The following is a 26905-nucleotide window of genomic DNA, read 5'->3' on the forward strand; positions in this document are numbered from 1 at the left end:
ATGAGCACGACGCATCAACGCTGGTTCCACCGGAGGGGTGAGCTGACCCGCGACGGATGGGAGAGCATCGTCGACGGGTCCACACCCGACTGGGCGCACACCGGCATCTGCGTGGCGCAGCTCACCCCGGGGGAGTCCGTGGCCCTGAGCGATCCCGGGGTCGAGCGCATTGTCGTGCCCCTTTCGGGCTCGTTCATCGTCGCGCACAACGACGGCGGGGTGCGCACCCGTACGCGGCTGAACGGCCGGGCCACGGTTTTCAGCGGCCCGACCGACGTGCTCTACCTCTCGTCGGGATCGACGGCCGTCATCGAAGGCGAGGGGAGAGTCGCTGTGGCAACATCGCCCACGTCGATCATCACGCCGAGCCGCTACATCGCGGCGGACGAGGTGCCCGTCGAACTGCGCGGTGCAGGGGCATCCAGCCGTGAGGTGCACAACTTCGGTACGCCCTCTGCTCTCGACGCCGCACGGCTCATCGTCTGCGAAGTCATCACCCCGGCCGAGAACTGGTCGTCCTATCCGCCGCATAAGCACGACGAGCATGTGCCGGGACGCGAGTCACGCCTCGAGGAGATCTACTACTTCGAAGCGGCCCCCGTTGGGGGTTCGGATGCCGGCGACAGTGCGGCATTCGGTATGTTCAGCGCCTACTCCTCGCCCGCCGGAGACATCGACATCAACGCGATGGTCCGTACCGGCGACATCGCTCTCGTCCCTCACGGCTACCACGGTCCTGCTGTCGCGGCCCCGGGCTACGACCTCTATTACCTCAACGTGATGGCTGGCCCAGACCCCGAGCGTGCATGGCTCATCAGCGATGACCCCGTACACGCGTGGGTTCGCGACACCTGGAACGGGCAGGGGATCGATTCTCGCCTGCCCTTCACCCCTGAGACGAAAGGTCAGCACTGATGGCGGCGACGAAGCGGTTGACGGTCAGCCAGGCTCTTGTGGAGTTCCTCGGCCATCAGTGGACGGTCGACGGCGACGTTCGTGAGCGCACCATTCCCGGCATGTTGGGCATATTCGGGCACGGCAACGTGGCGGGCATCGGCCAGGCACTTCTGCAGTTCAACGTCGATCAACCCGACCTCATGCCTTACTACCAGGCCCGCAACGAGCAGGCCATGGTGCACCAGTCGGTCGGATTCGCCCGGGTGCATCGCCGCCGCGCGACGCTGGCGTCGGCGGCCTCCGTCGGTCCCGGTGCCGCTAATATGCTCACCGGTGCCGCACTCGCAACGACCAATCGACTCCCCGCGCTTCTGCTGCCCAGCGATACCTTCGCCACGCGCGTCGCGGATCCGGTGCTGCAGCAACTCGAACAGCCGTGGGACACCGGGCTCACGGTCAATGATGCGTTCCGCCCACTGTCCAAGTTCTTCGACCGGGTCCAGAGACCGGAGCAGCTCTACTCGATCGCGCTGGCCGCGATGCGGGTGCTCACCGATCCTGCCGAGACCGGTGCCGTCACGATCGCTCTTCCGGAAGACGTCCAGGCCGAGGCAATCGATGTGCCGGTCGAGTTCCTGCAGGATCGGGAATGGCACATCCGGCGTCCCGTGCCCGAGCGTGGGCCGCTCGCCCGCGCCGTCGCCGAGATCCGGCGAGCCAAGAAGCCACTGATCGTCGCCGGCGGCGGCGTGATCTACTCGAGCGCCGAGGACGAGCTCCGCTCGTTCGTCGAAGCCACCGGCATCCCGGTGGGTACCTCGCAGGCGGGCGGCGGCGTGCTGTCGTGGGATCACCCGCAGAATCTGGGTGGCATCGGCGCCACGGGCACACGAGCTGCCAACCGTCTCGCACACGATGCCGACGTCGTCATCGGGATCGGCACCCGTTATAGCGACTTCACGACCGCGTCACGCGCGGTGTTCCAGAACCCCGACGTGGTGTTCGTCAACGTGAACATCGCCTCGTTCGACGCGTACAAGCACGGTTCGGGGTTCCCCGTCGTGGCCGACGCCCGGGAGGCTCTCGCCGCCCTTTCCATCGAGCTCCGCGACTACGAGGTGTCGCCGGAGTATGCAGCCCTCGCGGTCCGTGAGAAGGCGGAGTGGACCTCGCTCGTGGATCGGGCCTTCACCCCGAGCGGGCTCGACGTACCCGGCCAGCCCGAGATCATCGGCGCCGTGCAGTCGGCCAGCGCCCCGAAGGACGTCATCGTCCAAGCGGCCGGCTCGCTGCCCGGCGATCTGCACAAACTCTGGCGCGTGCGGGATCCGCTGGGCTACCACGTCGAGTACGCGTTCTCATGCATGGGCTACGAGATCGCCGGCGGTCTCGGCGTCAAACGAGGGCTACTCGCCGACGGCGACGACCGAGACGTCATCGTGATGGTCGGCGACGGGTCGTACCTGATGCTCAGCACCGAGCTCGTGACCGCCGTCGCAGAGGGCATCAAACTCATCGTCGTGCTGGTCCAGAACCACGGTTACGCATCCATCGGACACTTGTCGGAGTCCGTCGGATCGGGCCGCTTCGGCACCATGTACCGCGAGTACGATCCCGTCGCTCGCAACTTCCAGGGCGAGAAGAAGCTGCCCGTGGATCTCGCGATGAATGCGCGGAGCTACGGAATCGACGTCGTCGAGATCGCTGCGGACGCGGGCGCCATCTCCCACCTGGCCGCGGCCGTTGCGGCGGCGAAGGCCTCCGACCGATCGACCCTGATCCACATCGAGAGCGATCCTCGGCTGTACGCGCCGGATGGCGAAGGATGGTGGGACGTCCCCGTCCCCGAGGTTTCGACCCTCGCGTCGTCCCAGGGCGCCCGCGTGGACTATGAGGAGCAGCGCACCTCCCAACGCCCGCTGCTCGGGACGGAGGCACGCGCATGAAAGCGGCAGTCGCGGGTGCGCCCGTCAGCTTCGGGGTGTTCGAGATGACCCCCGAGGGCGCAGAGATCGTCTCGCCCGATGACATGCTCGACGTGCTCGCCGAGGCCGGTTACCGAGGTGTCGACCTCGGCCCGATCGGATACCTGGGGCGTTCGGCGGAACTGCGCGCGCGTCTCGCTCGCCACGGGCTGGAGCTGGCGGGCGGTTGGGTGCAGCTGCCCTTCTCGGACGACGCCGCGTTCGAGGCAGCGCTCCCCGGGCTGAAAGACGCGCTGAGGATCTTCGCCGACGCCGCAGACGGCGGCGTGTCACGGCTGCCCCTGCCGACCCTCGCCGACGATGGGTCCTTCGCACGCCGTGCTGCCCCGGGCCGCGGCGCCGAGGTCGACCCCCTCGCCGGGCCGGCGTGGGGTCGGTTGCTCGCAAACGCCGAGCGCGCGGCGGCATTGGTCCGAGCAGTCGGTCTCGAGCCCACATTCCACCACCATGCGGGCACGTTCGTCGAGTCACCCGAGGAGATCGAAAGGTTCCTGGCGAACGTCGACATCGACCTGACGCTCGACACGGGGCACCTGTTCATCGCCGGTGGGGATCCCATCGAGGCAGTGCATCGATGGGGTGACCGGATCAACCATCTTCATCTGAAGGATGTCGATCTCGCCGAGCTGAGACGCGTCCTCGCCGCCGGTGGGGGGATGCCCGAGGTGTGGTCCTCTGGGGCGTTCGTGGCCTTCGGTGAGGGCGACATCGATCTCGCCGCCGTGATGGAAGCCGTCGAGCAGCGCGACTTCGACGGGTGGATCGTCGTGGAGCAAGACGTGCTGAACGGACCCGATGTCGCCATCGCAGAGTTTCGCGCCGCACGCGCCATCGACCAGGTTCGCAACCGTGCCGCGCTCACGACGTGGGCCTGACAAGAATTCTCCCCCTCCCGTCCCTTCGACTATCCAAGGAAAACCGATGACTCATGCACCTCTTCGTTTCGGTCTGATCGGCACCGGCCGCATCGGCCAGGTTCACGCGGCCGGCATCGCCGCCGACCCCGACGCCGTGCTCAGCTGGGTGGCCGACCCCTTCGTCGACGGCGCGCGGCGCGTGGCCGCGACGTACGGCGGAACGGCTACCGACACGGCCGACGAGCTGTTCGCCTCGGGCGAGATCGACGCTGTTCTCGTGGCATCGCCGACGGCGACGCACGTGGACCTGATCGCGCAGGCGATCGATGCCGGGATTCCCGTGCTGTGCGAGAAGCCCATCGATCTCGATATCTCGCGTGTCGACGCGCTGCGTTCGAAGGTAGCGAGCGCCGGGGTGCCCGTCGCGCTTGGCTTCAATCGACGATTCGACCCCGCGTTCGCGAGTGCGCGTGCACGAGTGGCTGCGGGGGAGATCGGAGCCCTCGAGCAGCTGACGATCATCAGCCGCGACCCGTCCGCTCCTCCGGCCGCCTACGTCGCGGTCTCGGGCGGGATCTTCCGGGACATGACGATCCACGACTTCGACATGGCCCGGTTCTTTCTGCCCGAGATCGTCGAAGTGTCCGCGGTGGGTACCGTGACGTTCGATGACGGTGCGCGAGAGCATGGGGACTTCGACACGGCCGTCACGACGCTCCGCGCGGCATCCGGTGCGATCGTCACGATCGTCAACTCTCGGCACAGTTCTGTCGGCTACGACCAGCGGGTGGAGGCCTTCGGCGGGGAGGGCGTTCTCCACGTCGCAAATGCGCCGTCGAGCCTGGTGAGCCTTTCGACTTCTCAGGCTGTCGAGGCGAAGCCGCCCTATGAGCAGTTCTTCCTCGAGCGTTACGCGGTGGCATACGCCGCGGAACTGCGCGAGTTCATCAAGCTTGCGCGCGGGCATGCATCCACCAGTCCCACGTTCGAGGACGGGCGCGCCGCACTCGTGCTCGCCGATGCCGCTCAGCGATCGGCCGTCGAACGGGTCGTCGTCCCCGTGGCTCTCGGCTGATCGGGCGAGTCGATGATCACACAGGGCACCTTCCGTCTGGCGGCTTCGGCCGAGATGCTCTTCACGGACCTTCCTTTCGTCGACAGGGTGCGGCGCCTCCACGAGCTCGGCTTCGAGGTCGAGATCTGGGACTGGAGCACGAAGGATCTGCCGGGCATCGCGGCGACGGGAGCGGTCATCTCGTCGATGACGGGGTACCTCCGCGGCGATCTCCTCACGGAAGACGGCATCGCGGAACTCCTTTCAACCGCCGAAGAGTCGTTGCGGATGGCTGACATCATCGACTCTCCGCGACTCAACCTGCACGGAACCGGATTGGATCCGAAGGGCCTTCCGGTGCGACCGCTTGAGAGCGTGAGCGGTGCGGACTGGATCGTTGCGGCCGACACCCTCAGCCGGCTCGCGGAACTCGGGCAGCGCGCAGGACGCGTGTTCACTTTGGAGAACCTGAACACCGCCGTCGACCACCCAGGGACGCCGTTCGCGCGGGCGGCAGACACGCTCGCGCTCGTGCAGGCGGTAGATTCGCCGGCGCTCCGCCTGAATCTCGATCTCTACCACGCGCAGATCGGCGAGGGTAACCTGATCGAGCTCGTGCGCCGAGCACTCCCCTGGGTCGGCGAGATTCAGGTCGCCGATGTGCCGGGCAGGTGCGAACCGGGCACCGGTGAGATCCGCTTCGAATCGATCGCTGCCGCCTTGCGCGAACTCGGATACGACGGGGTGGTCGGACTCGAAGCATGGGCCGTGGGCGATCCGGAAGCTGCGCTGCACGCGTTCCGTGACGCCTTTCTGATCTGACTGTGAGTCTGTGGCCGGGTCGCTGCATGCGACACCGGCCACAGAATTCTCACGCGTCGAATGTCGTCGATCCGTCCACCATCGCTACCGGGATCCACGACCCAGATTCCGCGCTCTGGAGTGCGGAATCGACGATCTCCGCTGCCGACCACGCGTCGGCGGCGGAGGGGGCGATCTGTCTGCCCTCTACGACGGAACGCAGGAAGAGGGATGCCTCGATCGTCTTCAGATCGTCGAAACCCATGCTGGTGCCCGCGCCCGGCTGGAAATTCGCGAAGTCACCGAAGCCCGGTCCGACCATGATCGTGCGGTAACCCGCTGTGCTGTCGGCTAGCTGGAGCTCGTTGAGGCGCTGGAAGTCCCATCGCAGCGAGCCAGCAGTGCCATAAACCTCGAGTCGGTACTCTGCACGCGGACCTATTGCGACGCGGCTCGATTCGAGCACCCCGACGGCACCGGAATCGAAACGCGCCAGGATCGCGGCGTAGTCCTCGTTCTCGACCGCACCCATCGGTCCATCGGTGGAGCCCTTGCTGAAGTGGCCGGCCGCGGCTGCGGCGGGCAGGGGACGCGATCGGATGAACGTCTCCGTCAGGCCGGTGACCGAGGCGATCCGGCCGACCACGTACTGCGCCAGGTCGGCCCCGTGCGAGAGCAGGTCTCCGAGCACGCCGGTCCCCGCCCGATCCCTCTGGAACCGCCAGGTGAGCGCGCCGGCGGGGTCGGCGGAGTAGTCCGCGATGAGGGCGACCCGAACGTTCGTGATGGTGCCGAGCGCGCCCTCGCGGACGAGCTTTCTCGCGTGCGCGATCGCTGGCGCGTGGCGGTAGTTGAATCCCACCGACGTCACCAATCCGGCCGCTTCCGCACCCTGCGCGATCTCGCTCGACTCGACCGCGCTCCGCCCCATCGGCTTCTCGATCCAGAACGGTTTGCCAGCGGCGATGGCGGCGAGAGCGATCTCGCGGTGGAGGAAGTTGGGCGAGCAGATCGACACCACATCGACGTCATCTCGATCGAGTACCTGCCTGTAGTCGGCAACCGCCTCGCGGTAGCCGAGGACCTCGGTCGCGTGCGCGCGGCTCGTCGCATCGGGGTCGGCCGCGACGACCAGCCCGACACTCACGGGCAGATCCGGGTAGTGGCGAGGCGCTTCCACGTAAGCGCGTGAATGAAGCCTCCCCATCCATCCGACGGAGATGAGCCCCACACCGATGTGTGCCCTGTTGATCATGGCTGTCCTTTCAGCAACGTTCTCCGCTCATGATAGCCATTGACAGAATGTATTGACAAAGTTTTCCGGACGGTGACAAGATCAGCACCGACACGGATGTCACAGGAATGCGATCAGTCGATGTCGACATCGTCTTCACCGAAAGGGAAATCACATGAAAAAGCGCCTTCTCGGCGGCCTGGCCCTCGCAGCATCTGCGGCCCTGCTGCTGTCGGCCTGTTCGGGCACGGGCCAAGAAACCACCGACAGCACTGGCGGTGGGGCCGGTAATACCGAGTCGAAAGGCTTCACCTACGCTGTCGTCACCCACTCCGCCCCGGGAGACGCCTTCTGGGATCGCGTCAAATCGGGGGCGGAGCAAGCCGGAAGCGACTACGGGGCAGACGTGACCTACAACTCCGACCCTGATCCCGCTAAGCAGTCGCAGCTCATCGACAACGCGATCGCACAGGGCGTGGACGGCATCGTCGTCTCGATGGCGAATCCTGACGGCGTCAAAGCGAGTGTCGAGCGGGCGGTGGAGGCCGGTATCCCGGTCGTCACGATCAACTCCGGACTCGAGAAGTTCAAGGAATTCGGGGCGATCACCCACATCGGGCAGAGCGAGTCGATCGCCGGAGCGGCTGTGGGTGAGCGACTCGGAGACGAGGGGGCGACGAAGGCGCTCTGCGTCATCCAGGAAGCGGGCAACATCGGACTCGAGGAACGGTGTGCGGCGGCGGCGGATTCATTCAGCGGCTCGATGGAGAACCTCCAGGTCGACGGCACGAATGACGCCGAGGTCAAAGCGACGATCAAGTCCAAGCTTCAGGCGGATCCGTCGATCGACGCCGTTCTCACCCTCGGCGGTCAGTACGCGATCGACGCCGTCGGCGCGGTCGATGAGTCCGGCAGCGCTGCGAAGGTCGCGACGTTCGATCTCTCAGAAGATGTCGTCAGTGCGATCGAGGCCGGCAGCATCCTGTTCGCCGTCGACCAGCAGCCCTACGTCCAGGGCTTCCTCGGAGTGACTGCGCTCTACCTGAAGAGCCTCAACGGGAACGACATCGGCGGCGGGGAGCCGATCTACTCCGGCCCGGCGTTCGTCACGAAGGACAACGCGGCCGAAGTCGCCGAGTTCGCGAAGAACGGTACGCGCTGATCACCCGGCCGGAACCGGGGGCGATGCTCCCGGTTCCGGCACAAGAACACAAGGATGCGACGATGACCACGACCGACATAGTGACAATCGCGACCCGGCCTCGTCTGGAGCGGCAGCCGATACGTCGACTACTGGCCAGACCCGAGATCGGTGCGCTCGTGGCCGCCTTGGCGGTGATGATCTTCTTCTCTCTCTACACGAGCACCTTCATGACGTTGGCAGGCGCGGGGGTCTGGCTGGAGTCAGCCTCCACGTTCGGAATCATGGCGGTCGCCGTGGCGCTCCTCATGATCGGCGGCGAGTTCGACCTCTCCGCCGGCGTGATGACAGGCTTCACGGCACTCATCGTCGGGATCCTCACCACCCACTACGGGGTGAACATCTGGGTTGCCGCGGTCGTCTCGCTGGCCGCGGCGCTCTCCATCGGTGCGCTGAACGGCTTCCTCGTCATGAAGACCGGACTGCCGAGCTTCATCATCACGCTCGGGACGTTCTTCGTGCTCGCAGGCATCGACCTCGCGGTCACGAAGCTGATCACGGGGCAGGTCGCCATCCAGGGCATGACCAAGGTTCCGCACTACGACACGATCCAGCCGGTGTTCGGTTCGTCGATGCAGCTGGGCGGCGGCACGTTCTACGTCTCCGTACTCTGGTGGTTCGCCGTCACCGCGCTGGCCACCTGGGTGCTCCTGCGCACACGAGCCGGAAACTGGATCTTCGCGGTCGGTGGTGCGCTGAACTCCTCCCGTCAGGTGGGAGTTCCGGTGCTCAAAACCAAGATCGGATTGTTCATGGTGACGGCGGGTGCCGCATGGCTCGTCGGGATGATCTCGTTGTTCCGCACCTCGACGGTACAGGCCAACACGGGCGTCGGGCAGGAGTTCATCTACATCATCTGCGCCGTCGTCGGCGGGTGCCTCATGACCGGCGGCTTCGGTTCCGCGATCGGCGCAGCGCTCGGCGCGCTCATCTACGGGATGGTGTTCCAAGGCATCACGTTCGCTCAGTGGGACACGAACTGGCTGCGCACATTCCTCGGCGCGATGCTGCTGTTGGCCGTCTTCCTCAACCACTGGGTACGTCTTCGAGCGGGAGGAACGAAATGACAACGACCACGGGAGTTCCGATCGTCGAGGTTCGCAATGTCGGGAAGAGCTACGGGGCGATCAACGCGCTCGCGGGGGTCTCGACGACGGTGAACACCGGCCAGGTGACGTGCGTGCTCGGCGACAACGGTGCGGGCAAGTCGACATTCATCAAGATGCTTGCGGGTGCTCATACGCCCAGCGAGGGCGAGATACTGCTCGATGGCGAGCCTGTCTCGTTCTCCTCGCCGCGCTCGGCGCTCGATGCGGGGATCGCTACCGTCTATCAGGACCTCGCGGTCGTCCCGCTGATGCCCGTATGGCGCAACTTCTTCCTCGGATCCGAGCTCACGAAAGGCCGCGGGCCCTTCCGTCGCCTCGATGTGCGGCGCATGAAGCAGATCACCTATGCCGAGCTCGCCAACATGGGCATCGACCTCCGCGATGTGGACCAACCCATCGGAACGCTTTCCGGCGGTGAACGCCAGTGCGTGGCCATCGCCCGTGCGGTGTACTTCGGGGCGCGTGTTCTGATCCTCGACGAACCGACCGCTGCGTTGGGGGTCAAGCAGTCTGGCGTCGTGTTGAAGTACATCGCCCGGTCGCGCGACCGCGGTCTCGGGGTGGTGTTCATCACGCACAACCCTCACCACGCCTTCCCGGTAGGAGACCGCTTCCTCCTCCTCAATCGCGGCACGAGCATGGGCAACTACGAGAAGTCGGAGATCACCCTGGCGGAGCTCACCAGCCTCATGGCCGGTGGTGCCGAGCTCGACTCGCTGGCGCATGAGCTCGAACAGTCGCTGGGCTCGGACTCTCCGGTCGTCCGTGAGATCGAGAAGGAGGCTGAGGAGCTACCGGACGCCTCGCGCGCGGAGCCCGAAGTTCGCCGCTGACGGCTGCCGCGACGGCGCGTGCGACCCCCATGGGCCGGCGTGCTCCCACGGCGCACCCGACATCCTCAGACTCAGACGAGAGCAACATCATGTCCACATCCGAAGAACTCCTCGCCCCGCTCGCGCGTGCGGCGGCCACCACGCCGACGGCTCTGTGGAACGATTCCGCTGATCCCGACGAGCTGCGTCGCTCTATCGAGTTCGGAGCGGTAGGTGCCACGTGCAATCCGGTGATCGCTTTCACCGCGATCACCCAGAGCCCGGACGTGTGGGTTCCGCGGCTACGAGAGCTTGCCGCGGAGCATCCCACCTGGGGTGAGTCGGAGTTGGGCTGGCAAGCCGTCAAAGAGCTCTCGGTCACCGCGGCGCGATTGCTCGAACCGTCGTTCGCTGCCAGTGGCGGGCGGAACGGTCGGCTTTCGATTCAGACGGATCCGCGACTGCACCGCGATGCCGAGGCGCTCGTCGCTCAGGCCGTGGAGTTCTCGCAGTTGGCCGAGAACATGATCGTCAAGATTCCGGCGACGGAAATCGGCATCGCGGCGATGGAGGAGGCAGCCTTCCGGGGCGTGAGCATCAACGCGACGCTCAGTTTCAGCGTTCCGCAGGCCGTCGCTGTCGGCGCTGCTCTCGAGCGGGCACTCGAGAGGCGCGCCGCGGCTGGTCTTCCCGATCGGGAGTTCGGGCATGTCGTGACGATCATGGGCGGGCGCTTGGATGACTGGCTCAAGAGGTGGACGAGTCAACACCGCATCCTCACGTCTCCGGGGGTGCTCGACTGGGCTGGCGTCGCCGCACTGAAGCATGCGCACGCGATCTTCACGCGACGCGGTTACCGAAGCCGCATCCTTTCGGCAGCGTTCAGAAGCCACCTGCAGTGGAGTGAACTCGTCGGGGGTGACCTCGTCATCTCGCCACCATTCGATTGGCAGGCTCGGATCAACGAGAACGGGATACCTGCCGTGGATCGGATCGCCATACCCGTCGCGCCGACGATCCTCGACGAGCTGCTCACGTTGAGCGAGTTCCGCCGTGCGTACGACGAGGAGGGGATGGCGCCGGCTGAGTTCGGCGACTTCGGCGCGACCCGCAATACGCTGCGCCAGTTCCTCGACGCCGACGCGCAACTGGACGCATTGGTCCGTGACGTCATCGTCCCCGCTGCGTGAAGTGCGTCGACGGTCGATGATTCGGTGCGCTCTTCCACCGGGCGTATTCAGCGCCCGAACGTGACCACGGACGCTCTTCCGGGCATCTCGAGGCCCTCCGTGCGATGAGACGGGGTAAGCAGATCGAACATCCCGAACTCCGGCCCTGCGCTCAACGCGACGACCACAACGACCCCGTCATCGATCGCCAACTCCGTCGTCGCTGAGGACAGGGAGGGCGACCGCGCGGAGAAGTCGTCGACCATCAGGTTCACCGCATGGCAGGGCGACGACAACCAGGACATGGTCACTTCCGAGCCGCCGTCGAACTCGACCACCATCCCCTCCGGTGCCTCCTGGGCGCGTCCGTCGATGTCGAGGACCACGTCCCCGCCGATCGGGACGAACATCCGTCGGTGACCAGGCAATCGCGAAAACGGTGCCGCGCGATCCAGCCGGGCGACGCTGAGCCGCCAGCGGGATGATTCGGGTGTGAGGAGGGCGCTCTCGCCGAAATCCACGAGCTCCGTGGTCGTTCCCGCACCGTTCGCCCATGGGCGGGCGGCACGCGCCGAAAAGGGCCGGCGCACCTCGAGACTGGTCACCTCGGAAGTGTAGGCAATCGGTGAGCGGCGACCGGCTGTCACCGCGCGCCGCTCACGCGCATCACGCCGTGTCGTCGCCATCCGGCTCGTGCTTCTCGAGGCCGGGTCCGCCCTCGCGAAGCTGTGCCCAGTGGCGCAGGCGTTCGGCGATCGCGCGCTCGTAGCCGCCGGATGTGGGTTCGTAGTAGGTCTGCCGGGGCATCCCGTCGGGGAAGTAGTTCGCGCCCGAGAACCCGGTAGCGGTGTCGGGATCGTACTCGTACCCTGCACCGTAGCCGAGATTCTTCATCAGCCGGGTCGGGGCGTTCAGGATGTGCGCGGGCGGCATCAGCGATCCCGTGCGCTTCGCCGCAGCGCGGGCCGCGCTGAACGCGCGATACACGCCGATCGATTTCGGTGCGGTCGCGAGGTAGACGACGGCCTGCGCGATCGCGAGCTCCCCTTCGGGCGAGCCCAGCCGTTCGTAGACGTCCCAGGCGGCGAGGGCCTGCGGCACGGCGTTCGGGTCGGCCATGCCGATGTCTTCCGTGGCGAAGCGCGTGATGCGGCGCGCGATGAACAGCGGGTCCTCTCCGCCGTCGAGCATCCGCGCCAACCAGTACAGTGCGGCATCCGGGTCGGAACCGCGCATCGACTTGTGAAGCGCGGAGATGAGGTTGTAATGCCCCTCCTGCGCCTTGTCGTACAGGGGAGCGCGTTTCTGCACGGCAGCGGCCAACGCGGGGGAGTCGACGGGTGTGGGCAGGGACTGCACCAGCTCGATCATGTTCAGCAGGTACCGGCCGTCGCCATCCGCCATCGCGATCAGCGCCTGGCGCGCGTCATCGGTCAGCGGCAGCGGATGCCCGATGAGTGCTTCCGCGCGGGTGATGAGGGTGCCGAGCGCCGCATCGTCGAGCCGCTTCAGAACGAACACCTGGGTGCGCGAGAGCAGCGCCCCGTTGAGCTCGAAGCTGGGGTTCTCGGTCGTCGCCCCGACGAGCACGACCGTGCCGTCCTCGACGTAGGGGAGGAACGAGTCCTGCTGCGCGCGATTGAAGCGGTGGATCTCGTCGACGAACAACAGCGTGCCCTGACCGATCTCGCGACGTCGTTGCGCGGCCTGGAACACCTTGCGCAGATCTGCGACACCCGAGAACGTGGCGGAGAGCGGTTCGAACGCGAGGTCGGTCTGCTCGGCGAGAAGCCGGGCGATGGTCGTCTTGCCGCATCCGGGCGGACCCCAGAGCACCATCGACGCCAGCCGCTGCGCGGCAACCATCCGACCGATCGGTGCATCCGCCCCCAAGACGTGTCCCTGCCCCACGACGTCCTCCAGGGTGCGCGGGCGGAGGCGATCCGCGAGGGGGCGGGAGGCGTCGTCGACGTCGAACAGCGAGGGTTGCCCGTTCACGACGAGCTCTCTCCGGCGTCGTCGACGGTGCGCTCAGGCGGGATGTCTCGGGAGCGGTGGTCACCGAACAGGGCGGGATCGACCGGCCGCTTCGCGCGCGGAAGCGTGCCGACGACGAGTAGGTAGGACTCCGTCACGAGATCTTCCAGGAGAGACGCCGGCACGCCTCCGTCGGGATACACGGTGATCCAGTGCCGCTTGTTCATGTGGTAGCCGGGCGTGATGCCCGCGTACTGCTCACACAGCGCCTTGCCGTCTTCCGGGTCGACCTTGACGGTCATGACCGGCGCGCCGTTCCGCTCTGTCATGAGCAGGAACACCTTGTTGCGCACCTTGAAGACGTCCCACTCCGGGCCGAACGGGTGCTCGAGGTCAGCACCGGGAAGCTCGTTCACCCGGTTCCGGGCGCGCTGCTGCAGCGCATCGCCGTCCATGTCCGAGTCCTTCCCCCGGCCGGCACACGACGACCCGGATGTGCGTGCGATGCTACACACGGGCACCGACACGCAGACCGCAGGGCGGCGCCGCGGGTCAGTCGTCGATGCGCGACGACGTGACCGTCAGGTCGGCGTCGAGCTCGATGTCGACCGTGCGACCGTCGGCGACCTGCACGACCGCGTCGTAGGTGCCACGGCCGTCGTCGTCGATCTCGATCTGGGTGACCGTGCCATCCGTGTCGGCGAGGGCCGCGGCCACGATCGACTCGATCGTCGCGTTGTCGAGCGCGCCCGCGGGGCGGGTGTCGTCGGCGTCGGCGATCTCGGTCGAGAGGACGGAGGGGGCACCGGATGCGGGCACCCGCACCTCGGACTCGTCACCCGAGGCGGTCACGAAGGTGACGTCCCAGGCGCCGTCGCGCTCGGCGTCGATCGCGATCGCGTCGCCCTCCGCGAGGGTCGATGCGCTCTCGACGACGCGGATGAGGTCGGCCGCGGATGCGGTGCCCACGTTCGCGGCGGAGACGGCGCCGGTCTGCCCGTCTCGGGCCGCGACGGCCGAGCTGTCGCGATCGTCGTCGTGGTCATCGGCGATGGCCGCCCCGATCGCGGCACCGCCGCCGACGAGCACGAGGCCGGCGAGAACCGCGCCGCCGCCGATCCACAGGCCGCGGCGACCGCGGGAGCGGGTGGGTGCGGGCGACGTGTCGTCGGGGACGACGGCGGGGGAGTCGGACGGGCTGGTCGGAGTGTTGTTACGCGAATCGGTCATGACCCGATGGTGCCGCCGGGGTGCTGAAGCGCACCTGAAGTCTCCTGAAGGGTCCTTCAGGAAGCGGCGGGAAGGGTCACCGTGAACCGCGCTCCGGCCCAGCGCGAGTCGTCGACGGTCACCGAGCCGTGTGCGGCCTCCGCGACGCCGCGCACGATTGAGAGCCCGAGGCCGCTGCCCCCCGCATCCCGCGCCCGCGCATCGTCGAGACGCACGAACCGCTCGAACACGCGGTCGCGCTCCTCGGGGGCGATCCCCTCCCCGTCGTCCTCCACGACGAGCACCGCGACGTTCCCGCGCTGCGTCACGCTCACCGCGATGCGCCCGCGGGCGTGACGCGCGGCATTGTCGACGAGGTTGCGTGCGAGCTGGCCGATCAAGCGAGGATCCGCAGACACCCGCGCCGGGCCGATGCCCGAGCTGTCGACATCCATCCCGATCCCCCGCAACCGTGCGGCCTCCGCCAGCGCGACGTCGTCGAGGTCGACGGATTCCCGGCGGCCGTCGTCGCCCTCGTCGAGCCGCGCGAGCAGCAGCAGCGCGTCGACCAGGCCCTGCAGGCGCAGGCCCTCTTCGCGCACGACCTGCGCCAGTTCGGTCACGCTCGTCGTCTCCGGGTGCGCGTCGGCGAGCTCGGCGTACTGACGGATGGTCGCCAGGGGAGAACGCAATTCGTGCGACGCGTCGGAGACGAATCGGCGCTGCGCTCGCGCGGCGTCGTCGAGGCGGTCGAGCATCCCGTTCATCGTCGTCGCCAGGGCGGCGATCTCGTCGCCCGAGCTCGGCACGGGCACGCGTTCACTCAGCCGATCCGCCGAGATCACGTCGACCTTCTCCCGGATGCGCGCGACCGGGCGGAGCGCGCGACCCACGACGACCCACGTGGTTCCCGCGACCAGCAGGATCACCGCGGGCACGGCGACCGTCAGCAGCGCCGCCGCGGTTCCGAGGGTCTCCACGTCGTCTTCCATCGAGACGCCGACGACAAGGATGCGGTCGTCGTCGAGCTCTTCGCTCACCAGCAGAACGGGCTCGTCATCGATCGTGACGACGCGCGATTCATCGGCGGATGCGGCGCCGAGCCCCGCCGCGTCCTCACTGGCCGCGATGATGTCGCCGTCCGGGGAGAGAAGCTGCACGATCTCGTCTTCGCGGGTGGAGACGGCCGAGGGGCCCTCGGCCTCGATCCGCGCCGCGAGCTCTTCCGCGCGCACTTCTCCCGCGCGATCGACGGCATCCCGCATGCTCGTGCTCAACAGGTGGGAGAAGCCGAGGGCGCCGACGATCATGACCGCCGCCACCACGAGCGTCGCGCCGAGCGTCGCCCGGGCGCGCACCGAGCGGAGCCTAGCCACCGTCTGCCGCCAGTCGGTATCCGGCACCGCGCACAGTCTCGATCGCCTCGCGACCGAACGGGCGGTCGACCTTTCGTCGCAAGTGACCGACATACACCTCGACGATGTTCGGGTCGCCGTCGAAATCGTCGTCCCACACGCCATCGAGGACATCTCGCTTGGAAAGCACGTGACCGCGGTGGCGGATGAGGTGCTCCAGCACCGCGAACTCGCGCGCGGTCAGCTCGATCGGCGTCTCGCCGCGCCACACCCGTCGGGCGCCCGGGTCGACGCGAAGGTCGCCCGCTTCGAGCACGACCGGCCGCGCGACACCGCCGCGGCGGATCAGTGCGCGAAGTCGTGCGACGAGCACGACGAACGAGAACGGCTTGGTGACGAAGTCGTCGGCGCCGGTCTCAAGGGCCTCGACCTGGTCCCACTCGCCATCCTTGGCGGTGAGCATCAGGACGGGTGTCCAGTTCTCTTCGCTGCGGAGGGCGGCGCAGACCTTCCATCCGCTCATGCCGGGCATCATCAGGTCGAGCACGATCGCGTCGTACCGGGTCTCGCGCGCCCGCCAGAGTCCGTCGACACCGTTGTTCGCGACGTCGACCGCGAAGCCCTCGGCCTCGAGGCCTCGGCGTACGCCATCCGCGAGGCGCACCTCGTCGTCCACCACCAGAATTCGCATCCTTCTCAGTGTGGCGGGCGCAGCCTGAACCGCGGCTGAAGCGCGGCGGACGCCTCGAGAGGCCACGGTGGCTCTTGACAAAATATATGAGTGCGCTCAGGATTGAGGTAGCTCGGAAAACTTAGCGAAAGGCTGACCATGACGCTCGAAGGCACCATCCGGTTCCGCGATGCCGCCACGCGGACCGTGACGGTCGACGGAGTCGATATCGTCTACCGCGAATTCGGCACCGCGGACGGGCTCCCTCTCGTCGTGCTGAACCACCTCGCCGCGAATCTCGACGACGGCGATCCGCGCGTTCTCGACGGCCTCGCCGCCGACCGCCGGGTCGTGCTCCTCGGCCACCGCGGCGTCGGTCGGTCGGGTGGGCAGGTGCGCGGATCCATCGAGGAGATGGCGGGCGATGTGATCTCCGCGCTCGCCGCACTCGGCCTGCACCGGATCGACCTTTTCGGCATGTCGATGGGCGGGATGGTCGCGCAGGAAGTCGTCGCGCAAGCGCCGGAGCTCGTGGAGAGGCTCATCCTCTCCAGCAGCGGCCCCGCCGGTGGCCCGCACCTCGCGAAGATGACGGGGGTCATGGTCGGCGGAATCGCCCGAGGTGCGATCACCTTCACCAACCCGCGCACCTACCTTTTCTTCACCCGCACGGCGGGCGGGAAGAAGGCGGCCCGGGCGTACCTCGCCCGCCTCACGGAGCGCACCGGCGATCGGGATGCGGCGATCAGCCCGACGGTTCTTCGCGCCCAGATCTCCGCCGTGCACCGGTGGGGTCTTCGCCCGCTCGTCACGACCTCGCCCTTCGCGGGCCCGGTGCTCCTGCTGCACGGCCAGAACGATCGGGTCGTGCCGATCGCGAATGCGTCCGCCCTCAGACGGATCTTCCCGGACGCGGATCTCGCGGTGTTCGACGACTCGGGCCACGGCGTCGTCTCCCAGAACGCCCTCGACATCGTCGTCCGAGCGCGCGACTTCCTGCGCCGATGAGCCGGCTCGCGCCTCGACCTCCCCATCCACACTAGAACCGAAGGAACCACCAGCCATGAGAGCGTTCGTCGTCTCGAAGTACAAGACCGCCGTGCACGAAGCGGATATGCCCGAACCGACCGTGGGCGACCACGACATCCTTGTGCGTGTGCAGGCGGCGGGCCTCAACCAGCTCGACGAGAAGATCCGCGCCGGTGAGTTCCGGCAGATCCTGCCGTACCGACTGCCCCTCACACTCGGCCACGACGTCGCGGGGACCGTCATCCGCGTCGGTGCCCGAGTACGAGGGTTCCGGCCCGGTGACGAGGTGTATGCCCGCCCCCGCGACTTCCGGATCGGAACGTTCGCGGAGCGTATCGCCGTCCACGAAGACGATGCGGCTCTGCGCCCCGCATCCCTCACGATGGAGGAAGCCGGATCGCTGCCTCTCGTCGCGCTGACCGCGTGGCAGGCGCTCGTCGAGATCGGTGACGTCCAGCCCGGTCAGAAGGTGCTCATCCACGCCGGGGCCGGCGGCGTCGGATCGATCGCGATCCAGCTCGCCACGCACCTGGGCGCCGAGGTGGCGACCACTGCCAGCGCACGCAACGCCGACTTCGTCCGCGAGCTCGGCGCGGACCACGTGATCGACTACCGCAGCGAGGACTTCGAAAAGCGCCTCAGCGGGTACGACCTCGTGCTCGACAGCCTCGGTGGCGAGAACCTCGAGCGCTCCCTCCGGGTGCTGCGGCGCGGGGGCCTCGCCATCGGCATCTCGGGTCCGCCGACGCCCGACTTCGCCGCTGCCGCCGGGCTCAACCCGGTGCTCCGGCTCGCCGTGACGGCGCTCAGCCGCAAGGTGCGCGCGCAGGCGAAGAAGCTCGGCGTGAGCTACCGCTTCCTCCTGATGCACGCGAGCGGCGACCAGCTCCGCGAGATCACGGCGCTCATCGAGAGCGGCGCGATCCGCCCGATCGTCGGTCGGGTCTTCTCGTTCGATGACACCGTGACGGGCGTCGAGTCCCTGGCGGGCGGCAGCATCCGCGGGAAAGCCGTGATCACCCACTCGTGATCCCTGACACGCAGCGTCGCTTCGTCGATCCGTTACTTGGCGAGCTGCGGGTAAAGCGCCTCGAGAGGGGCGCTCAGTGCAGCCTTGAGCTGCACCGACGTCTCGTCGGCCAGCACCTCGTACTCGTCGGCCTCGGTGGCGTCCAAGACCTTCGCGACCAGAATGGCGGGGTCGAGCTTCGGGTCGGTGACATTCGCGGCCATCGCAGTGTCGACGTAGCCCACGTGCACGCCGACGACATGGACGCCCGCCGGTGCGAGCTCGATGCGCAGCGAGTTCGTGGCCGACCACAGCGCGGCCTTGGTTGCGCTGTAGATGCCGGCGACCGCGTACCAGGACAGTCCCGAGTGGATGTCGATGATCGCGGAGGGCGCGTTCGCCGACAGGATCGGAGCGAACGCACGGGCGAGGAAGAGCGGTCCGAGGAAGTTCGTCTCGACGTTCGCGCGGATCTCCTCGTCGCTGTGCGACAGGATCCCGGGTGTCGGCGTCGAGGCGCCGGCGTTGTTGATGAGAACGGTGACGTCGGGCGCGGCCGCGACGGCCGCGGCGATCGACGCGCCGTCGGTCACATCGAGGGTGAGGGGCACGATGCGCTCGTCGTCCCAGTCGCGGGGCGTGCGGGCGGATGCGTAGACCTTGGCGGCCCCGCGTGCGAGGGCGTCGCGGACGAAGTGCGTGCCGATACCGCCGTTCGCACCGGTGACGAGGACGACAGCTCCGTTGAGTGAAGGCATGGGGTGAAGGCTTTCTGTTCGGTGGGGATGAGGGGGCGTGCTCCGGCCCGTGGGGGCCGTAGCACGCGGGGTGTCAGGATGCGGTGAGCGTCGGGTAGTCCGTGTACCCGGTGGCGCCGCCGGCGTACAGCGTCGCGGGGTCCAGCTCGGTGAACGGGGCGTCGGTCCGGAGGCGCTCGACGACGTCGGGGTTCGCGATGGCGAAACGTCCGAGCGGAGCGATGTCGGCGAGGCCGGCGTCGATGTCGTCGGCGATCTGCTCGCGGGTGCGCCCGTAACGCACGACGACAACGGCGGTCGGCCAGATCTCGCGCAGCGAGCGCAGCAGTTCGTCGTCGCCCACGTGGTGCACGTGCAGGTACGCGAGGTTCAGCGGCGCGAGCGCACCGACGAGCTGACGGTACTGCGCACGAACACTCTCGGCGTCGCCCTCGTCGATGCCGCCGAGCGGCATGGCCGGAGAGAGGCGGATGCCGACCCGGTCGCTGCCGATCTCGTCCGCGACGGCCTGAGCGACCTCGATCACGAAGCGCGAACGGTTCTCGACCGACCCGCCGTATGCGTCGGTGCGGTGGTTGGCGTTCGGGGAGAGGAACTGGTGCAGCAGGTACCCGTTGGCGCCGTGGATCTCGACACCGTCCGCGCCGGCGGCGATGGCCGACGCGGCAGCGTGCCGGAACTCGGCGATGACCGACGCGATGTCGGCGGACGTCATCTCCCGCGGAGTCGGGATCGGCAGCGGACCGTTGGCGGTGAACATCTCCTGCCCCGGCGCGATCGCGGACGGCGCGATCGGCTGGCGGTGGTGCGGCGTGTTGTCGGGGTGGGAGGTGCGCCCGACGTGCATGAGCTGGATGAACAGCGATCCACCACCCGCGTGCACCGCATCCGCGACTCCGCGCCATCCGGCGATGTGCGCGTCCGTGTAGATGCCGGGGGTGTTCAGGTACCCCTGTCCGTCCTCGGACGGCTGCGTTCCCTCGCTGATGATGAGGCCGAGCGACGCGCGCTGCCCGTAGTACTCCGCGACCATCGGACCGGGGGTTCCGTCGGCTTCCGCGCGGTTGCGGGTCATCGGAGCGAGCGCGAGACGGTGCGGCAGCTCGACTCGTCCGAGTGTGAACGGCTGCCAGAGCGTGGATGAGGTCATGGGGTTCCTTACCTGTGTGGATGAGCCGAGTCGCCGCCCGAGCGGGGCTCGTTGGTCGCGTGGGAGGATGTGGAGGTCCACGATCCGAGCCCGCGCGACAGTGACTAAGCTCGTAACTGAGCCTAATCACGTTTTCTTCCCGAAGGACCACGAATGACAGTCGACAGTCGCCCGCTCGGACGGCGCGAGCGCAACAAGCTCGACAAGCTCGAGCGGATCATGGCAGCCGCCGGCGAGCTCTTCGAGGAGCGTGGCGTCGACGAGGTCACGACGCAGCAGGTCGCCGATCGCGCCGACATCGGCACCGGCACCCTCTTCCTCTACGCGAAGACGAAGGCCGAACTTCTGCTGCTCGTGCAGAATTCGCTCTACGAAGCGGCTCTCGCGGAGGGTCGTGCACAGGCAGAGAAGGCGACCGGCGCCCTCGAGGGAGTCATCGCGACCGTCCGGCCCGTCGTCGAGTGCGCGCGCAAGCAGGTCGACAACGGCCGCACCTACCTTCGCGAGGTCGTGTTCGGCGACCCGGAAGAGCCGAACCACCGCGACGCACTGAACCTCACGCTCCAGACCGAAGAAGTCGTCGCCGAGGTGCTCTCGCGGCACACGAACATGACCGCGGAGTCCGCACGCACGTTCGCGCACGTCGTCTCCGCGGTCATGTTCGTCACGGTGGCGGCCACGATCAACGTCGACCGCTCCGTGGAGGAGATCATCGCGCAGATCACCGAGCAGGTGCGGGTGATCCTTCCCGCCTGAGCGTCAGGCCCCGGATGCGGCCGCCGGGATCAGGGACCGGATGTGCGCGACGTGTCTTCAGCGGCGATCGCGGCGCCCAGCGTGCGCGGCGGCGCGCTCTTTCTCGTCGTTGGCGGTTGGCGGTTGGTGGCGGATTACTTTTGCTATTACTTATTGCAAGCTATAGACAAAGTTGCGAGTGCTACGCCACGATGTGTTCACGGGCACTGTTCGGCTCCCGATCGACAGGTGATCAAGGAGGATCATGAAGAAGACGATGGTTGTGGCGGTGGTCGCGCTGGCGGCAATGCTCTCGCCCGTTATCGCTGCTCCGGCGCCCGCGCACGCGGCGGCGCTGACCGGCGCCGATTTCATCAAAGCGAGCGGAAACGTACTAAAGACCGATTCCGGCACGGGCGCCACCGTGAATCTCCGTGGCACCAACGTCGGTGGCTGGCTCACCCAGGAAGACTGGATGTCACCGCTGGGAGAGTTTGCTGTCGACCGAAGCGGCTGGACGCTGACCGCCTCTGGAGGCAGTCCCGCTAACGCCGTGGACGGGTCAGCCGCGACGCGATGGACAACGGGTGCCAATCAGGCCGGTTCCGAGTGGATTCGTCTCGACCTCTCCGCGGCTACCCTCTTCAACCGACTGTCGATCGACAACAGCAACAACGCCGGCCAATATCCGCGCTCGCTCAATGTCGAGACGTCGTCGGATGGCGTCACCTGGAAGAGCGTGGCGACACGGCCCGGAACTGACGGTGTGACCACGGCGCAGTTCACCCCGCAGGTGGCGCGTTACGTACGGGTGTCTCAGACCGGTACAGCGGCGGCGCTCTGGTCGGTCGGGGAGATCAACCTGTTCAACGATCCCGTGCTGTTCAACGGGACGCATACGGCGACGGCGTCGAGCTCTGCCCCCGGCACGAGTCCGGGCAGTGCTATCGACGGCAACATCGGCACGGTGTGGCAGAGCGGAGTGCCCCAGGTCCCCGGCCAGAGCTATACCATCGATCTCGGCCGGAACGTAGACATGGACAAAGTCCTGTTCGACTCGGGTGCAGCGACTGCGGGCGACTACCCCCGCGTGTGGGATGTTTACACCTCCTACGACAACGCCAACTTCACACACGTCGCCAGCGGCTACGGCACGAACCGGGTCATCCAGGCGGACTTCCAGGGCGCCAAGGGCGGGCGGTACCTGCGGATAGCCTCCAACGGCACGTCTTCGCAGTGGTGGTCGATTGCGGAGATCGCGATCACCTCCGGCGGCAACCTCGACCGCGGCGGATGGGCCGTGACTGCAACAACAGGATCCGGCCCAGCGAACATCATCGACAATTCTGTCTCGAGCCGGTGGACGACGGGAGCTGCGCAGGCCGACGGCCAGACCCTTACGGTCGACATGGGCGCGCTGATCACTCTCAACAACGTGACGACGGACACCGCTAAGAACTCGACTGACGAGCAGGACTACCCGCGCGGATACAGCCTGCAGCTCTCGAAGAATGGCACGGCCTGGACGACCGTCGCTACCGGCGCCGGCACGAGGAAGGCGACGACGATCCACTTCCCGGCTCAGTCGGCGCGGTACTTCCGGCTCGTGCAGACGGGCACCGCAGCGCAGTGGTGGTCGATCGGCGAGTTGACGGCCGGCCTCTACAACGACGATTACTCCCTCAACACGACGCTCACATCGCGGTTCGGAGCATCGGGGGCGCAGTCCGTGATCGACGCGCACCAGGACACATGGCTGACCGCCGCCGACCTGGACAACATCGCCGCAACCGGGATGAACTTCATCCGGGTTCCGATCGGATGGAACACATTCCTGAACGTGGACGGCAGCTGGAAAGCCGACCCTTGGGAGGAGATCGACTGGATCATCAGCGAAGCCTCGGCGCGGGGCATGTACGTCCTCGTCGACCTGCACACCGTACCCGGAGGCGGATGCCCCTGGGGCAGCTGCGGCCGCATCGGTCCGAACCCGAACGGGTTCTGGGGCAGCGCCACCTACCAGAACTGGACCGAGGACATCTGGGAGGCCATCGCCACCCGCTACGAGGGCAACCCGGGCGTCGCCGGGTACGACCTGATCAACGAACCGCTCATCGACTACGGCGAGGATGCGGACGACGTCGCGCAGAAGAGCGACTACTACGACCGCCTCTACGACGCCGTGCGGGCGATCGACCCCGACCACACGATCTTCCTCGGTGCCTTCTTCGGCCTGGGCGCGATCGCGGCGCCGTCGACCTACGGCTGGACGAACGTCGTCTACGAGTACCACCCCTACGACATGCCGAACTCGAAGGACTGGACGGCGCAGAACCAGCTCGTGACGAACGAGCTGGCCGGACTTCCCGCAAAGCTCGCCGACCCCGGGATCCCGATCCTGTACGGCGAGTACTCGCTCTACTACAACGACGATGTGTGGTCGCGATTCATGGCGGGGCTGAACGCCTCCCACGTGTCCTGGTCTGCCTGGACCTACAAGGTGAAGGGGTCGGCGAACGACGGATTCGCGTACTGGGGGATGTACTACAACAACCCTCGACCGGTGCCGATCATCAACTCCGACAACGCGGCGACATTCATCTCCAAAGTGAGCCAGTTCGGGACCGCGAACTTCACCAAGAACGATCGGTTCGTCGCGACTCTCACCAAGTATGCCGCCGGCGCCACCTCGTTCGCGCCGACCGCGGTGAGCCACAGCGGGTGGACGGCGACAGCGTCGTCGACGGCTCCGGGAACCTCGACGGCCGGCGGGATCGACGGTGTCGGGTCGGGCGCGTGGAGCAGCGGAGCGGCCATGGCAGGCGGTGAGTGGTACCGGATCGACATGGGAGCGAACCGGACCGTGGCGATGGTGACGGTGCAGACTCCATCGGGGTCGACCTGGGACTATCCGCGCGGATTCACGGTCGAGACATCCACCGACGGCACGACGTGGTCGATGGCGGCGACCGGCATCGCTTACGGCTGGAAACGCCCCATCTCGATCTCGCCGACGACAGCCCGCTACATCCGGATCACCCAAACGGGTGCCGCCCCGCAGTGGTGGACCATCGACGAGGTCAGCGTCTACTCGTCGTACTGATCGCCTCGGCCGGGAGCGGTACCCCGCAAGGGCAGTCCCTCCCGGCCGCCGGCGCCAGCCCTTTCGCCAGCCGAACTCAAGGAGCAACCAACGTGCACACCACTCCGCACATCACGGTGGATCTCGCCGCCTTCCCGGCAGACTTCGCATGGGGCGTCGCGACCGCCGCCTACCAGATCGAGGGCGCCGCGACCGAGGGTGGGCGCGGGCCGAGCATCTGGGACACCTTCGCCCGGACACCGGGGCTCACTCTCCACGGCGACACCGGAGACATCGCGTGCGACCACTATCACCGGTGGGAGTCCGACCTCGACCTTCTCGCCTCCCTGGGCGTCACCAGCTACCGTCTGTCGGTCTCGTGGTCTCGTCTGCAGCCCGACGGGCGAGGCGCATTGAACCCCGAAGCCGTCGCGTTCTACCGTCAGATCCTCGAGGGGCTGCGCTCGCGGGGGATCGGCGCGTACGTCACCCTCTATCACTGGGATCTTCCCGACCCCTTGGAACGCGAGGGCGGGTGGACATCCCGCAAGGTCGCGTATCTGTTCGCGGACTACGCCCGCGCCGTCCTGACGCAGCTGAGCGACCTGGCATCCCACTGGATCACGCTCAATGAGCCGTGGTGCTCGTCGTTCCTCGGCTACGGCTACGGCGCGCATGCACCGGGGCGGAAGGATCTGCGCGCGGCCGTCGCGGCCGCTCACCACTTGAATCTGGCGCACGGGCTGGCCGTCGCCGCGATCCGGGAGGTCGCCCCCGCGGCACGCGTCGGCGTGACCGACATCCTCACCGACATCGTTGCGGCCACCGACGGAGATCGGGACCGCGCCGCCGCCGTGCGGCTCGACGCGGTCTCCAACCGGGTCTTCATGGACCCGGTCTACCGCGGAGAGTACAGCCGGACCGTCCACGAGGCCCTCGACCCGCTCGGGCTCTCCGAAGCCATCCACGACGGTGACCTCGCCATCATCTCGGCACCGGTCGACTTCGCGGGAGTCAATCACTATCAACGGGTGATCGCCTCCGCCGACGACGCCATGCCGTTCGGTGTGCGGGAGGTACCCGCCGAGCCGTCGACCACATCCTTCGGGTGGTCCGTGACGCCGGATGCGCTGCGCTCGGTGCTCGCACGAGTCGCCGAGGAGTGGACGAACCTGCCCGTGTACGTCACCGAGAGCGGCGCGAGCTTCCACGACTACGTCGACCCCAGCGGGGAGATCGTCGACACGGAACGCGTCAGCTACCTCGACGGATACTTCGCCGCTGCAGCCGACGCGATTGCCGACGGGGTCGATCTCCGCGGGTATTTCGTGTGGTCGTTCCTCGACAATTTCGAGTGGGCCGAGGGTTACAGCAAGCGATTCGGCATCGTCTACGTCGACTACCGCACGCAGGAACGCATCCCGAAGCTGAGCGCCCACTGGTACCGCGACCTGATCGCCGCCCACGCTTCTCAGACCCGACCCATCCCCGCCGTCGCCCGACGGTAACCTGCACCAATCCCGAAAGGATCCTCAATGAAGAGATCACGTCTCGCCGTCGCCGCACCCGTCGCGGTCGTCAGCATCATCGCGCTCGCCGGATGCGCCGGAGGAGGAGGCTCCGGCGCATCCTCCGATTCGAAGGAGCTGACCGTCTGGGTGATGGGCGACAGCTCCGCTCACTTCGACGAACTCGTTGCCCCCTTCGCGGAGAAGAGCGGCATCACCGTGGACACCGTCGCCATCCCATGGGATGCGGTCGATCAGAAGTTCACCACCGCCGTCGCCTCGGGCAACGGCCCCGACATCATTCAGATCGGCGTCTCGAAACTGCGCACGTTCGCAGAGTCGGGGGCGCTCCTCACCCTCGACGAATCCGCTCTGGCGGACTACCCGAACCTGGCATCGGACAACTTCCTCGACGGAGTCGCCGGAGATGCGACCGCGGTCGCAGGCGACGTCGTCAGCGTTCCGTGGGTCAGCGACACCCGCGTGCTGTACTCGCGCACCGACGTCCTCGCCGAGAACGGCATCACCGAGCCGCCCGCCACGTGGGAGGCGCTGCGGACGGATGCAATGACTCTCGCGGGCCGGGGAGACGGACAGTACGGCTACTACATCCCGCAGTGGGACTCGAGCCTGCCCGTCATCATGACGTGGGATCAGGGCGGACAGATCGTCACGGACAGTGGGGAGATCGACTTCGACACCCCTGAGTTCGAGGCCGCGGTCGACCTGTATACGGGGTTCTACGCCGACGGCTCGGTACCCACCAATGCCGACTTCGATCAGACGCAGGGCTTCACTTCGGGGGCGACTCCGATGCTCGTGTCGGGTCCGTACCTCGCCAACGCGATCGAGGCCGCCGCTCCGGAGCTCGACGGCAAGTGGACCGTGTCGCCGATCCCCTCCGGCACCGACAACACCTCGCTGCTCGCAGGCTCGAACCTCGGCGTCTGGGGCTCCACGGACAACAAGGACGGCGCACTGTCGCTCCTCGACTTCCTGTCGGAGCCGGAAACGCAGCTGACCTGGTACGGCATCGACAGCCAGCTGCCGACGGTCAAGGCCGCGCTCGAAGACGCCTCGCTCACGGCCGACCCGCTCGTCGCGGTGTACGCCGAGCAGCTGAAGGACTCGGCGCTGCTCCCCCTCGTTCCGAACTGGGATGGGGAGACGGGCAAGGCGCTCCTGGATGCGCTGAACTCGATCGTGCTCACCGGAACCGACACGAAGACGGCGCTGCAGACGTTGTTCGACGCCACCAGCGGTACCTCGATCGACTGACCGAGCACGCTGCCGGCGGGGGGGGG

The 26905-nt window shown here is 67.3% G+C and carries 24 protein-coding genes; 15 read left to right on the top strand and 9 right to left on the bottom strand.

Going from position 1 to position 26905, the window contains the following annotated elements; genetic code table 11:
• The 5 genes from iolB to LMI96_RS10625 are packed head-to-tail and all read left to right on the top strand — an operon-like array spanning nt 1 to nt 5615.
• Complete coding sequence (gene iolB / locus LMI96_RS10605) at nt 1–915, top strand: 5-deoxy-glucuronate isomerase (RefSeq protein ID WP_228361438.1); 915 nt, start codon at nt 1–3, stop codon at nt 913–915.
• The gene (gene iolD, locus LMI96_RS10610; RefSeq protein WP_228361439.1) at nt 915–2843 is read left to right on the top strand and encodes a 3D-(3,5/4)-trihydroxycyclohexane-1,2-dione acylhydrolase (decyclizing); all 1929 of its coding nucleotides are present in this window, start codon (nt 915–917) and stop codon (nt 2841–2843) included. The genes iolB and iolD overlap by 1 nt, the downstream gene beginning before the upstream one ends.
• Nucleotides 2840–3757, top strand: coding sequence for a sugar phosphate isomerase/epimerase (locus LMI96_RS10615; RefSeq protein ID WP_228361440.1), 918 nt, complete (start codon nt 2840–2842; stop codon nt 3755–3757). Before iolD ends, LMI96_RS10615 begins: the two co-directional genes overlap by 4 nt.
• A 46-nt stretch (nt 3758–3803) precedes the next feature.
• Nucleotides 3804–4814 (top strand): inositol 2-dehydrogenase, encoded by a 1011-nt coding sequence (gene iolG / locus LMI96_RS10620; RefSeq protein WP_228361441.1) that lies wholly within the window; start codon nt 3804–3806, stop codon nt 4812–4814.
• Nucleotides 4815–4826: 12 nt separating this feature from the next.
• Nucleotides 4827–5615 carry a TIM barrel protein gene (locus tag LMI96_RS10625; RefSeq protein WP_228361442.1) on the top strand — a complete coding sequence of 263 codons (789 nt, stop codon included), beginning with the start codon at nt 4827–4829 and terminating at the stop codon, nt 5613–5615.
• A 49-nt stretch (nt 5616–5664) separates the two neighbouring features.
• Here the strand turns inward: LMI96_RS10625 and LMI96_RS10630 are convergent, their stop codons facing one another.
• The gene (locus tag LMI96_RS10630; RefSeq protein ID WP_228361443.1) at nt 5665–6849 is read right to left on the bottom strand and encodes a Gfo/Idh/MocA family protein; all 1185 of its coding nucleotides are present in this window, start codon (nt 6847–6849) and stop codon (nt 5665–5667) included.
• A 154-nt stretch (nt 6850–7003) separates the two neighbouring features.
• On the opposite strand from LMI96_RS10630, the gene LMI96_RS10635 reads away from it, so the two are divergent.
• The 4 genes from LMI96_RS10635 to LMI96_RS10650 all read left to right on the top strand — a co-directional run bounded on the left by LMI96_RS10635 (nt 7004) and on the right by LMI96_RS10650 (nt 11140).
• Nucleotides 7004–7990: a sugar ABC transporter substrate-binding protein gene (locus LMI96_RS10635; RefSeq protein ID WP_228361444.1), complete on the top strand. Its 987-nt coding sequence runs from the start codon at nt 7004–7006 to the stop codon at nt 7988–7990.
• 62 nt (nt 7991–8052) lie between these two features.
• Nucleotides 8053–9096, top strand: a complete 1044-nt coding sequence (locus tag LMI96_RS10640; protein ID WP_228361445.1) for an ABC transporter permease — start codon at nt 8053–8055, stop codon at nt 9094–9096.
• A complete protein-coding gene (locus tag LMI96_RS10645; protein WP_228361446.1) occupies nt 9093–9971 on the top strand; it encodes an ATP-binding cassette domain-containing protein in 879 nt (292 codons plus the stop codon). Before LMI96_RS10640 ends, LMI96_RS10645 begins: the two co-directional genes overlap by 4 nt.
• An 89-nt stretch (nt 9972–10060) precedes the next feature.
• The gene (locus LMI96_RS10650) at nt 10061–11140 is read left to right on the top strand and encodes a transaldolase family protein (protein WP_228361447.1); all 1080 of its coding nucleotides are present in this window, start codon (nt 10061–10063) and stop codon (nt 11138–11140) included.
• Nucleotides 11141–11187: 47 nt separating this feature from the next.
• Here LMI96_RS10650 and LMI96_RS10655 read toward each other — a convergent pair whose 3' ends face one another.
• From LMI96_RS10655 to LMI96_RS10680, 6 genes are all read right to left on the bottom strand, one after another.
• A complete protein-coding gene (locus LMI96_RS10655; RefSeq protein WP_228361448.1) occupies nt 11188–11724 on the bottom strand; it encodes a HutD family protein in 537 nt (178 codons plus the stop codon).
• Between the two features lie 61 nt (nt 11725–11785).
• Nucleotides 11786–13117 (bottom strand): replication-associated recombination protein A, encoded by a 1332-nt coding sequence (locus tag LMI96_RS10660; RefSeq protein WP_228361449.1) that lies wholly within the window; start codon nt 13115–13117, stop codon nt 11786–11788.
• Entirely contained in the window at nt 13114–13551 is a 438-nt protein-coding gene (locus LMI96_RS10665) for an MmcQ/YjbR family DNA-binding protein (protein ID WP_228361450.1), read from the bottom strand. The genes LMI96_RS10660 and LMI96_RS10665 overlap by 4 nt, the downstream gene beginning before the upstream one ends.
• 97 nt (nt 13552–13648) lie before the next feature.
• Nucleotides 13649–14326, bottom strand: coding sequence for a PepSY domain-containing protein (locus tag LMI96_RS10670; protein WP_228361451.1), 678 nt, complete (start codon nt 14324–14326; stop codon nt 13649–13651).
• A 56-nt stretch (nt 14327–14382) separates the two neighbouring features.
• The gene (locus LMI96_RS10675; protein ID WP_228361452.1) at nt 14383–15708 is read right to left on the bottom strand and encodes a HAMP domain-containing sensor histidine kinase; all 1326 of its coding nucleotides are present in this window, start codon (nt 15706–15708) and stop codon (nt 14383–14385) included.
• A complete protein-coding gene (locus tag LMI96_RS10680; RefSeq protein ID WP_223721951.1) occupies nt 15674–16351 on the bottom strand; it encodes a response regulator transcription factor in 678 nt (225 codons plus the stop codon). Before LMI96_RS10680 ends, LMI96_RS10675 begins: the two co-directional genes overlap by 35 nt.
• Nucleotides 16352–16489: 138 nt before the next feature.
• Between LMI96_RS10680 and LMI96_RS10685 the strand changes: the two genes are divergently transcribed.
• Both LMI96_RS10685 and LMI96_RS10690 read left to right on the top strand, forming a co-directional pair.
• Nucleotides 16490–17338 carry an alpha/beta fold hydrolase gene (locus LMI96_RS10685; protein WP_228361453.1) on the top strand — a complete coding sequence of 283 codons (849 nt, stop codon included), beginning with the start codon at nt 16490–16492 and terminating at the stop codon, nt 17336–17338.
• 55 nt (nt 17339–17393) lie between these two features.
• Nucleotides 17394–18389, top strand: coding sequence for an NADP-dependent oxidoreductase (locus tag LMI96_RS10690; RefSeq protein WP_228361454.1), 996 nt, complete (start codon nt 17394–17396; stop codon nt 18387–18389).
• Nucleotides 18390–18421: 32 nt separating this feature from the next.
• On the opposite strand, the gene LMI96_RS10695 is transcribed toward LMI96_RS10690, so the two are convergent.
• Nucleotides 18422–19126, bottom strand: coding sequence for an SDR family oxidoreductase (locus tag LMI96_RS10695; protein ID WP_228361455.1), 705 nt, complete (start codon nt 19124–19126; stop codon nt 18422–18424).
• Nucleotides 19127–19199: 73 nt separating this feature from the next.
• Complete coding sequence (locus LMI96_RS10700; RefSeq protein WP_228361456.1) at nt 19200–20276, bottom strand: alkene reductase; 1077 nt, start codon at nt 20274–20276, stop codon at nt 19200–19202.
• Nucleotides 20277–20429: 153 nt separating this feature from the next.
• On the opposite strand from LMI96_RS10700, the gene LMI96_RS10705 reads away from it, so the two are divergent.
• The 4 genes from LMI96_RS10705 (at nt 20430) to LMI96_RS10720 (ending at nt 26879) form a co-directional block, all read left to right on the top strand.
• The gene (locus tag LMI96_RS10705) at nt 20430–21032 is read left to right on the top strand and encodes a TetR/AcrR family transcriptional regulator (RefSeq protein ID WP_223721946.1); all 603 of its coding nucleotides are present in this window, start codon (nt 20430–20432) and stop codon (nt 21030–21032) included.
• A gap of 244 nt (nt 21033–21276) precedes the next feature.
• Nucleotides 21277–24114 (top strand): discoidin domain-containing protein, encoded by a 2838-nt coding sequence (locus LMI96_RS10710; RefSeq protein WP_228361457.1) that lies wholly within the window; start codon nt 21277–21279, stop codon nt 24112–24114.
• Nucleotides 24115–24206: 92 nt separating this feature from the next.
• Nucleotides 24207–25601 carry a GH1 family beta-glucosidase gene (locus LMI96_RS10715; RefSeq protein ID WP_228361458.1) on the top strand — a complete coding sequence of 465 codons (1395 nt, stop codon included), beginning with the start codon at nt 24207–24209 and terminating at the stop codon, nt 25599–25601.
• 27 nt (nt 25602–25628) lie between these two features.
• Nucleotides 25629–26879: an extracellular solute-binding protein gene (locus tag LMI96_RS10720; protein WP_223721943.1), complete on the top strand. Its 1251-nt coding sequence runs from the start codon at nt 25629–25631 to the stop codon at nt 26877–26879.
• Nucleotides 26880–26905: the final 26 nt, after the last annotated feature.

Origin of the sequence: Microbacterium sp. cx-59, from assembly GCF_020805625.1 — a bacterium.
GTDB lineage: Bacteria > Actinomycetota > Actinomycetes > Actinomycetales > Microbacteriaceae > Microbacterium.